Raw genomic sequence first — 9,036 nt, 5'->3', positions numbered from 1 at the left:
CAGGTGCAATGGCATCGACACTGCGGGACCGTTGCCCTAGCGTGCTCGAATGACATCCTTCTTTTTCCGAGCGCTTTTGCTTTGCATTGCGGCGACCCCGGCCTTCGCACAGGTGAACGTCGTGATCACAGATGGCACGCAGACCGTCGCTGAGGGGGAATAGACAGGCTATACTGTTCAGGTTGCGGGTCGCACCTTATGTGAGAACCCAATTGCCTGGGGGCGCTATGTTGCCTGCAGCGGTGCCTCGCCTCACTCGGTTTGGGTGGAGGATAACGGCGTTCTGGGGGCCTATATCGTGGTGGACCAAGACGGGCGTTCCGTGTGCGAAGACCCGGAGGTTTACAATCAGTTCCGGGGATCGGGCAGTTTCATTCTCTGCCCCTAACCGGCCTTCAACCGGTGGGCCAAATCGCCTCCATCCCGCCGCTGAACTCGGCCCAAGACATCGTCGCACGGTTTCCGGCATAGCCCTGATAGTAGGACCGCCCGTTCGGCAGGGGCAGGCCTGCCCAGATGCGCGCGAGGTTGTGCATGAAATCGCGGCGGCCAAGCGCCCCGCCCTCAAACGCTTGCAGGCCCGCTTCGTCCAGCAGGACGGCGGCCAGGCTGTCTTGCACTTCGGCCGTGAAGCGGACCTCCGGCCCATAGCCGCGGATGCGGGCAACGCGGCGCAGTGTGTCGGGGATGAACTGGTAGCGCCCGATGGCGTGGGGCTGACCGGGGGTGGCCGTGATCCATGCGAAAATTTCGCCAAGGGTCATCTGCGTGGGCGGGCGTGGAGTGCTGATGCGCGCGCCATGCTGGACGGCGTCATAGCCTGCTTGCCCGGCCTCAGCGCGGGAAATCAGCGTGAGCAGACGCGCGGTTGACTGACCGGCACCGGTTTGGGCGGGCGCGCGGACAGGGTAGGGCGCGAAGAAGCTGCCATCCTGCGTGCCGGCGAAAAGCGAGCCGTTGATGGCGGTGGTGGCCCCGAGGCCGCCTTCAATCAGCGGTGCAGCGCGGGTGACGAGCAGGGCCACATCCGCCTTTGCCAGCCCTGCGATCAGAAAGATAAGTGTGAGGGGCAGGAAGAGTGCCCCGTAGAGCCGGTTTGCCATTCTGGCCAAGCCTCAGATGTTTGTCTGGGGCGCAGCATGGCGGCAATATCTTTCCAAACCGTTGCCGCACGCCTACACAAGCGCCCATGGCTCAGATCAAATCCCTTTTCGCGACCCGTCTTTACCACGCCAAGCTGGCCGAATTCGGCCCTGCGGTGGATGGGGACGAGTTAATGGCATCCTGCTTTTCCATCGCCGATGATGATGAGGCCGGGCAGGCTTGGTGTGAGGAGAATGGCTATCCGGGCTATACCTCTTACGCGTCTTTGACGGATCTGCCTTGGCGGTTTCCGATTTTCGCGCAGGTGGTCGAGGCGTTGGATGCCCATGTGGCCGCCTTTGCCGAGGATCTGGAATTCGATCTGGAAGGCCGTGCGCTGAAGCTCGAAGATATCTGGATCAATCTGCTGCCAGAGGGGGGGATACACACGTCCCACATCCACCCGCATTCGGTGATCTCGGGCACCACCTATGTTGCGGTGCCGCCTGGTGCACGGTCGATCAAGCTGGAAGACCCGCGCCACGCGATGATGATGGCGGCCCCGGGGCGCAAGCCGGATGCGCGGGAGGAATTGCGGGCGTTCATCTATCCCAACCCTGCGGCGGGTGATGTGTTGTTATGGGAAAGCTGGCTGCGGCACGAGGTACCGATGAACATGGATGAAGACGACCGTATCAGCGTCAGCTTCAATTATTCCTGGGCGTGAGGGAACGATGATCAAACGCGTTTTGGCCATTCTCGGGCTTTCGGCGCCACAGGCGGCAACGGCGGGCCCAATTGAGCGGATCGATACATGGTTGGCCGAGCACCGGCCAGCTTACTACGAAGGTCTGAACCCCGGGGTGAACGACGCGGCGCTGGATGCGTTAGCGGCGCAATTTGACCTCGTTCTGCCGGATGCGTTTCGGCAGCTTTACCTCTGGCGCAATGGCCATTCGGATTATGTCGCGCCCTCGCTGGTCTTGAACCTGCAGTTCCCTTCCCTTGAGGCCTTGGCCAGCACGAAGACGTTTTTGGACGATCTGATCGGGTATGACTTTCCCGATCAAGGGTTTTGGGAGCGGTCTTGGGTGCCGTTCTTGGAAAACGGGGGCGGAGATCATCTGGCGTTTGTGGCAGACGGGTCGGCGTCGGGCGGGGCGGTGGTGATGTTTTACCATGACGATCCGTATCGGGGGGAACGAGCGGGATCGCTGGCTGATTGGCTGGAGGCGCTTGCGAGTTCCATGGAGGACGGCAGCTACGAGGTCGATGGAGAGACCTTCAGTACCGAGCAATAGCCGCGCTATTCCGCAGGGATGCAGGCTGTGCGTGTTCGCATCCGGCCAAGCGCGATGGCGCCGAGGATCGCGGTGTAGAGCGTCAGCAGGTAGAGCGGATAGGCCAGCAACACCGCATCCCACGCGCCGACGGCGAGGGCCGCGAGCGCGGAGGCGATCCAGAAGGTTATCCATGTTGAGAGCGTCTCGGACTGCGGCTCCTGATAGGCTTTGACGACGGTGAGGGAGCCGCCGAGAAGACTGATCGTGATGGTGATGCCAAGCGCGTAGGCGGCGTTTGAGGTCAGCGCCCAGAGGAGGAGCCCGACCGCCGCGAGGGCCAGCACGAACCAGTCGCGGGGCCGGGTAAACCGACCCACACCGCAGACGATCGACATTGCGAAGACGAGGATCGTGCCGCCGACTTGCACCATTGCGAAGCCGAGCGAGGCCATGGCCCCTTCGCTGATCTGCGAGGCGACGGCGATGGAGCCGAGGATCGACCAGATCAACCAGCACGCACGCTGCGGCTGCGTGCGGCCCATGACGATGTCCCGGAGGTAGGGCAGGTAGCCCACGGTGCTGAGTGCGGCGGATACGAGGCCGAGCCATGCGAGAAGGGTGGGGTCGAGAGCCATTGGAATGCCTGAAATGCGAAAGTGGCGATGCAGCAATATCGCTCAGGCGTAGCAGGACGAACGGGTGGCCGGGTATGGCGGGATGCCTTACCTTCACGGAAGGTTGCGGCGGCTGCCCGGATATTCAGGCTATGCGCGGCCCAGGGTTTCCACCTCTTCCGCACTAATCTTGTCCAGTTGGTCCAGAACGCTGGATTGTTCCGTTTCAGCGGTGGCGACCACATTCTCGAGCGTTTTCGATGCATACTCGCGCACATTTGTTGGCAAATCATCCCGCCACACGACCCAGGCCGGATAAGGAAAGATCGGTGCGTCGGCGATCAGGAACAGCTCACCCCTGTCGATCAAGGGCTTCACCGCGCGGACGGGAAGATAGGCGGCTAGTTGGCGAGTTTGGATGAAATCAACAGCCATGGCGCCAAGGCTGAGAGTCATTCCGGTATTGGTGAGATGCGGGAGGTGCATCGCATGAGCCCGTACGAACTCCGGTCCCCAATCGACGAACACGTAATGGTCGGGCGTGATTTGCCGCTTGTCGGACCAAGGGGCGACCAGCACAAGCTCTTCATCCAGCACCTGTTCAACGGATAGCCCGGGGCGGATCTGGGGCGTGTAGGTCAGCGCAGCCTGAATCACGCCCTCGACTAGAAATCGGGTGAGCCTGTCGGGCATCCCCAGTTCCGCCCGTAGGTTGAGGTGGGGACGTTCGACACGCAGTTGGTCAAGCCAGCGAAACCCCAGGCGCGGCCAGAGCGAGTATTGCGCGCCGATGGAGAGGCTTTCGGTAAAGCCTTCGGGGATCGCAACCTGTTGTCTGGCCTCTTCCCACAGTTTCAGCATCGACAGCGCGTAGCGTTCGAACTCGCGCCCCGCGGCCGTCAGCTCCGCGCCCGCTTTGGACCGCGTGAAGAGGGGGCGGCCAAGGCTTGCCTCCAACCGCTGAACACGCAGGCTCACGGCGGATTGTGTCACGTAGAGACGGTCAGCGGCGGAGACGAAGGACCCGGTGGCCGTGACTTCAAGGAATGTGCGGATCAGGGCGATATCCATATCTATCCTTCAGCAATACTCGTTTTAAACATATTTCTTATTCGTTTTTCATGAGTAAAGCTATGGATTACCTATTCCCCAAGCAAAGACGGCGCTTCTGCTGCCTTTGAACCAATGCCCGATCAGGGGAAGGAGAGACCGATGACCAAAGTGACTTATCGCATGACGATCCTTGCAGCCGCCGTCCTTTCGACTGTCACGCTTGGGGCCTGCTCGACCAGCCAGGTTGCGAACACGACCGGTGACGTCGTGGGCACCGTCGGGCGCGGCACGGTTCACGCGGTCGCAGGCGCAGGGCGCCTTGCAGGTCGTGGCATCAGCGCGGGCTTCAACGCCCTGACCGACGACGATTAAGATTCTGCCGACTGCGAAGTCCGCAGGGAGAGGCCGCTCCACGCGCCGGAAGTGCGCGGGGGCGGTCGTTTTTGTTTGGGAGAAATGGGTTGCATTGCACTTGGCTTGAGCCTATTGCGACCGTTCATTCACCGAACTCCATCAGAATCACGGTGACGCTTCGCGCGGCCGGCTGATGATGTTGAAAGGAAAAAGGCGATGAACGCCCAGGAACTGCGTGACAAGACGCCGGACCAGCTTCGTGATGAGCTGACGGCGCTAAAGAAGGAGGCCTTCAACCTCCGCTTCCAGCAGGCCACAGGCCAGCTCGAAAACACCGCTCGTATGCGTCAGGTTCGCCGCGACGCCGCGCGCGTTAAGACCATTCTGAACGAAAAAGCGGCCGCTGCCGCAGCGGAGGCGTAAGACCATGCCCAAGCGTATCCTTACAGGCACCGTGACCAGCGACGCCAACGAACAGACCGTGACCGTATCCGTGGAGCGCCGCTTCAAGCACCCGGTCATGCAGAAGACCATCCGGAAGTCCAAGAAGTATCGGGCGCATGATCCGGAGAACACTTTCAAGGTGGGTGACACAGTCCGCATTCAGGAATGTGCCCCTGTCTCGAAATCCAAGCGCTGGGAGGTGATCGCCAACTAAGGCTGTCACATCTCGGTTTGATCGAAACCCCCGGGCCAATGTGCAAACTGCCGGTCCGGGACGTCGGGAGAAACCAATATGATCCAGATGCAGACCAATCTGGATGTTGCTGACAATAGCGGCGCTCGCCGTGTTCAGTGCATCAAGGTCCTGGGTGGTTCCAAACGCAAGTACGCCTCTGTGGGCGACATCATCGTGGTGTCGGTCAAGGAGGCTATTCCGCGTGGTCGTGTGAAGAAAGGGGACGTCCGCAAGGCCGTCGTCGTTCGCACCGCCAAGGAAGTCCGCCGTGAAGACGGAACAGCGATCCGCTTTGATCGCAACGCCGCCGTCATCCTCAACAACAACAACGAGCCGATCGGCACCCGTATTTTTGGGCCGGTTGTTCGTGAGCTGCGCGCGAAGAACTTCATGAAGATCATCTCGCTTGCGCCGGAGGTGCTGTAAGATGGCAGCTAAGCTCAAGAAGGGCGACAAGGTCGTCGTGCTCGCCGGCAAGGACAAGGGCAAGGAAGGCGAAATCGCCTCCGTGAACCCGAAGGCCGGCAAAGCAATCGTGGACGGCGTGAACATCGCCATCCGTCACACCAAGCAAAGCCAGTCCAGCCAAGGTGGCCGCATCCCTCAGGCGATGCCCATCGATCTGTCGAACCTGGCCCTGCTGGACGCAAACGGCAAAGCAACTCGCGTTGGCTTCCGTGAGGAAGACGGCAAGAAGGTCCGCTTCGCCAAGACCACGGGGGACGTGATCTGATGCTGGATACCGCCAACTACTCCCCGCGTCTGAAGGCCGCTTACAAGGATGCCATCAAGGCAGCCATGAAAGAGGAATTCGGCTACAAAAACGACATGCAGATCCCGCGCCTTGAGAAGATCGTTCTCAACATCGGCGCAGGGGCCGAAAGCGTGAAGGACTCCAAGAAGGCCAAATCGGCCCAGGAAGACCTGACCGCCATCGCAGGCCAGCACGCGGTCATCACCAAAGCCAAGAAGTCCATTGCTGGCTTCCGCGTTCGTGAAGACATGCCGCTTGGCACGAAGGTCACGCTGCGCGGCGACCGCATGTACGACTTCCTTGACCGCCTCACCACCATCGCAATGCCCCGCATCCGCGACTTCCGTGGTGTGAAGCCGTCGTTCGACGGTCGTGGCAACTTTGCCATGGGCATCAAGGAGCACATCGTTTTCCCCGAGATCAACTTCGACAAGGTCGATGAGGTTTGGGGCATCGACGTGATCATCGTCACCACGGCGAAGACAGATGCAGAGGCGAAGTCCCTGCTGAAGCACTTCAACATGCCGTTCAACGCCTGACGCGAGAGGAATAGACACATGGCTAAAGTTTCCATGGTTCAACGTGAACTCAAGCGTCAGCGCCTGGTGGAGAAGTATGCCGCCAAGCGTGCCGCGCTGAAAGAGATTGCAAATGACGAAGACAAGCCGATGGAAGAGCGCTTCAAGGCGCGTCTGAAACTGGCGAAACTGCCGCGCAACAGCTCGGCCACCCGTCTTCACAACCGTTGCCAGCTGACCGGTCGCCCCAAGGCGTATTACCGCAAGCTGAAAATGTCGCGGATCAAGCTGCGTGATTTGGCCTCCAACGGTCAGATTCCCGGCATGGTCAAGTCGAGCTGGTAAGGGAGATCTGAGAAATGAATGATCCTATCGGCGATATGCTGACCCGCATCCGCAACAACCAGATGCGCGGTAAATCCACGGTCGAGACCCCGGCCTCCAAGCAGCGTGCGCGCGTCTTGGATGTGTTGGCGGACGAAGGCTATATCCGCGGCTACGAGCCCACCACCGGCAAAGACGGTCACCCCGCCTTTGAAATCAGCCTGAAGTACTATGAAGGCACCCCGGTGATCCGTGAGCTCAAGCGCGTGTCGAAACCCGGCCGCCGCGTCTACATGAGCGTGGGCGACATCCCGCAGGTCCGTCAGGGTCTGGGTGTGTCGATCGTTTCCACCTCGAAGGGCGTGATGTCCGATGCAAACGCTCGCAGCCAGAATGTTGGCGGCGAAGTGCTTTGCACAATCTTCTAAGGAGATCTGGCAATGTCTCGTATTGGTAAAAAACCGGTCGAGCTGCCCGGGGGTGTCGAAGCCTCCGTGTCGGGTCAGACCATTGAAGTGAAGGGCCCCAAGGGTGCCCGCGCCTTCACCGCAACCGACGATGTGTCGCTGGCCGTGGCCGACAATGCGATCACCGTTGAGCCGCGTGGCAAGTCCAAGCGTGCGCGTCAGCAGTGGGGCATGAGCCGCACCATGGTGCAGAACCTCGTCACCGGCGTCACCGACGGTTTCAAGAAAGAGCTTGAGATCACCGGTGTTGGTTATCGTGCACAGATGGCGGGGAATACCCTCAAGCTGTCGCTCGGTTATTCGCATGACGTCGACTTTGAAGTGCCCGCCGGTGTGACCGTCACATGCCCGAAGAACACCGAAGTGGTGATCGAGGGCACCGACCAGCAGCTTGTTGGTCAGGTGGCAGCGAACATTCGTGAGTGGCGTGCGCCCGAGCCCTACAAAGGCAAAGGCATCCGCTACAAGGGTGAGTACATCTTCCGTAAGGAAGGCAAGAAGAAGTAAGGGCTGGCACTATGGCTATGAGCAAACGCGATCTGTTCCAGAAGCGCCGCCTGCGCAACCGGAACAAAATGAAGAAGATGGCTGCAGGGCGCGCGCGCCTTTCGGTTCATCGTTCGAACAAGAACATCAGCGTCCAGCTGATCGACGACACCCAAGGTGTGACGCTGGCCTCGGCCTCGTCGCTGGAATCGTCGCTCGGCGTGGTCGGCAAGAACAACGTGGAGGCCGCCGCAAAGGTGGGCGCCGCGATTGCCGAGCGGGCGAAGAAGGCTGGCGTCGAAGAATGCTACTTCGACCGTGGCGGCTTCCTGTTCCACGGGCGTGTGAAGGCCTTGGCCGACGCAGCGCGTGAAGGTGGTCTGAAGTTCTGAAGCACCTTGAAGGGCGCTCCATTGGGGCGCCCTCGATGATCCCGGGGCCGTGCGCTCACGAGGATTGAGACAACTCCGGCGCGTTCCAACGCGCTCCATTTGAAGGAATTGCCATATGGCAGAACGTGAAAACAGAGGGCGCGGCCGCGGTCGCAACCGTGAAGAGGAAACGCCGGAATTTGCCGACCGCTTGGTCGCGATCAACCGCGTCTCCAAGACCGTTAAGGGTGGTAAGCGTTTCGGCTTCGCCGCTCTCGTCGTTGTTGGTGACCAGCGCGGTCGCGTGGGCTTCGGCAAAGGTAAGGCCAAAGAGGTGCCCGAGGCGATCCGCAAAGCCACCGAGCAGGCTAAGCGAAACCTGATCCGCGTGCCGCTGAAAGAAGGCCGCACGCTGCACCACGACATTCTGGGCCGTCACGGCGCAGGCAAGGTCGTGATGCGCACTGCACCGGAAGGTACTGGTATCATCGCCGGTGGTCCGATGCGTGCCGTGTTCGAGATGCTGGGTGTGAAGGACGTTGTGTCGAAGTCGACCGGTTCCCAGAACCCTTACAACATGATCCGTGCCACGCTGGACGGTCTGCGCAAGGAAAGCTCGCCCCGTCAGGTGGCAGCACGTCGCGGCAAGAAGGTCGCCGACATCCTGCCCAAGCGTGATGACGCCCCCGCGGCAGAGACTGAGGAGGCCTGAGACCCATGGCAAAAACCATCGTCGTCAAGCAGGTGGGCTCGCCCATCCGTCGCCCCCAAGACCAGCGTGCCACGCTGATCGGCCTGGGTCTGAACAAGATGCACAAAACCCGTGAGCTTGAGGATACCCCCTCGGTCCGCGGCATGATCAACAAGATCCCGCATCTCGTAGAAATCGTGGAAGAGCGCGGCTGAACAGCCTAACCTTTTCCTGTAGACAGAAAGCCCGGCCCTGTGCCGGGCTTTTCTTTTGCCCATGGGCAGCCTTAGAAATACCCCTTTTTTCTTCGCAAAACGGGCTATCCTACAATTAACGCTTCATTAACTTATTGGAATTGA

Annotated in this window: 18 protein-coding genes; 15 read left to right on the top strand and 3 right to left on the bottom strand. The window is 60.4% G+C overall.

Annotated features, from left to right (window positions below; translation table 11 throughout):
• Positions 1-265 precede the first annotated feature (265 nt).
• On the top strand, positions 266-388 hold the full coding sequence (locus tag V8J81_RS15005) for a hypothetical protein (RefSeq protein ID WP_368476556.1): 123 nt from the start codon (positions 266-268) through the stop codon (positions 386-388).
• Positions 389-395: 7 nt separating this feature from the next.
• Here the strand turns inward: V8J81_RS15005 and V8J81_RS15000 are convergent, their stop codons facing one another.
• Positions 396-1,103, bottom strand: coding sequence for a lysozyme family protein (locus V8J81_RS15000; RefSeq protein ID WP_368476555.1), 708 nt, complete (start codon positions 1,101-1,103; stop codon positions 396-398).
• An 86-nt stretch (positions 1,104-1,189) separates the two neighbouring features.
• Here V8J81_RS15000 and V8J81_RS14995 point away from each other — a divergent pair, with 86 nt between their 5' ends.
• On the top strand, positions 1,190-1,810 hold the full coding sequence (locus tag V8J81_RS14995; protein ID WP_368476554.1) for a TIGR02466 family protein: 621 nt from the start codon (positions 1,190-1,192) through the stop codon (positions 1,808-1,810).
• Positions 1,811-1,817: 7 nt separating this feature from the next.
• Positions 1,818-2,384 (top strand): SMI1/KNR4 family protein, encoded by a 567-nt coding sequence (locus V8J81_RS14990; RefSeq protein ID WP_368476553.1) that lies wholly within the window; start codon positions 1,818-1,820, stop codon positions 2,382-2,384.
• Positions 2,385-2,389: 5 nt separating this feature from the next.
• On the opposite strand, the gene V8J81_RS14985 is transcribed toward V8J81_RS14990, so the two are convergent.
• Positions 2,390-3,001: a hypothetical protein gene (locus V8J81_RS14985; protein WP_368476552.1), complete on the bottom strand. Its 612-nt coding sequence runs from the start codon at positions 2,999-3,001 to the stop codon at positions 2,390-2,392.
• Between the two features lie 129 nt (positions 3,002-3,130).
• Complete coding sequence (locus tag V8J81_RS14980; protein ID WP_368476551.1) at positions 3,131-4,051, bottom strand: LysR family transcriptional regulator; 921 nt, start codon at positions 4,049-4,051, stop codon at positions 3,131-3,133.
• A gap of 141 nt (positions 4,052-4,192) precedes the next feature.
• Between V8J81_RS14980 and V8J81_RS14975 the strand changes: the two genes are divergently transcribed.
• The 12 genes from V8J81_RS14975 (at position 4,193) to rpmD (ending at position 8,892) form a co-directional block, all read left to right on the top strand.
• Complete coding sequence (locus tag V8J81_RS14975) at positions 4,193-4,405, top strand: hypothetical protein (protein WP_368476550.1); 213 nt, start codon at positions 4,193-4,195, stop codon at positions 4,403-4,405.
• A 198-nt stretch (positions 4,406-4,603) separates the two neighbouring features.
• Entirely contained in the window at positions 4,604-4,810 is a 207-nt protein-coding gene (rpmC, locus tag V8J81_RS14970; protein ID WP_368476549.1) for a 50S ribosomal protein L29, read from the top strand.
• Between the two features lie 4 nt (positions 4,811-4,814).
• Positions 4,815-5,045, top strand: coding sequence for a 30S ribosomal protein S17 (gene rpsQ, locus V8J81_RS14965; protein WP_368476548.1), 231 nt, complete (start codon positions 4,815-4,817; stop codon positions 5,043-5,045).
• A gap of 78 nt (positions 5,046-5,123) precedes the next feature.
• Positions 5,124-5,492 (top strand): 50S ribosomal protein L14, encoded by a 369-nt coding sequence (rplN, locus tag V8J81_RS14960; protein WP_011567679.1) that lies wholly within the window; start codon positions 5,124-5,126, stop codon positions 5,490-5,492.
• A 1-nt stretch (position 5,493) separates the two neighbouring features.
• Positions 5,494-5,799, top strand: a complete 306-nt coding sequence (gene rplX / locus V8J81_RS14955) for a 50S ribosomal protein L24 (protein ID WP_368476547.1) — start codon at positions 5,494-5,496, stop codon at positions 5,797-5,799.
• The gene (gene rplE / locus V8J81_RS14950; RefSeq protein ID WP_368476546.1) at positions 5,799-6,359 is read left to right on the top strand and encodes a 50S ribosomal protein L5; all 561 of its coding nucleotides are present in this window, start codon (positions 5,799-5,801) and stop codon (positions 6,357-6,359) included. Before rplX ends, rplE begins: the two co-directional genes overlap by 1 nt.
• Positions 6,360-6,377: 18 nt before the next feature.
• Positions 6,378-6,683: a 30S ribosomal protein S14 gene (gene rpsN / locus V8J81_RS14945; RefSeq protein ID WP_368476545.1), complete on the top strand. Its 306-nt coding sequence runs from the start codon at positions 6,378-6,380 to the stop codon at positions 6,681-6,683.
• Positions 6,684-6,697: 14 nt separating this feature from the next.
• Positions 6,698-7,090: a 30S ribosomal protein S8 gene (gene rpsH, locus V8J81_RS14940; protein ID WP_368476544.1), complete on the top strand. Its 393-nt coding sequence runs from the start codon at positions 6,698-6,700 to the stop codon at positions 7,088-7,090.
• 12 nt (positions 7,091-7,102) lie between these two features.
• Positions 7,103-7,636, top strand: a complete 534-nt coding sequence (gene rplF / locus V8J81_RS14935) for a 50S ribosomal protein L6 (RefSeq protein ID WP_368476543.1) — start codon at positions 7,103-7,105, stop codon at positions 7,634-7,636.
• An 11-nt stretch (positions 7,637-7,647) separates the two neighbouring features.
• Positions 7,648-8,007: a 50S ribosomal protein L18 gene (gene rplR, locus V8J81_RS14930; protein ID WP_368476542.1), complete on the top strand. Its 360-nt coding sequence runs from the start codon at positions 7,648-7,650 to the stop codon at positions 8,005-8,007.
• A gap of 115 nt (positions 8,008-8,122) precedes the next feature.
• Entirely contained in the window at positions 8,123-8,698 is a 576-nt protein-coding gene (gene rpsE, locus V8J81_RS14925) for a 30S ribosomal protein S5 (protein WP_368476541.1), read from the top strand.
• Between the two features lie 5 nt (positions 8,699-8,703).
• Positions 8,704-8,892, top strand: a complete 189-nt coding sequence (rpmD, locus tag V8J81_RS14920) for a 50S ribosomal protein L30 (protein ID WP_339987301.1) — start codon at positions 8,704-8,706, stop codon at positions 8,890-8,892.
• Positions 8,893-9,036: the final 144 nt, after the last annotated feature.

The sequence above is a fragment of the Gymnodinialimonas sp. 202GB13-11 genome, from assembly GCF_040932485.1.
GTDB classification, from domain to species: Bacteria; Pseudomonadota; Alphaproteobacteria; order Rhodobacterales; family Rhodobacteraceae; genus Gymnodinialimonas; species Gymnodinialimonas hymeniacidonis.
Note: the sequence above shows the minus strand (reverse complement) of the source record. Positions and strands in the feature narration are given on the sequence as shown.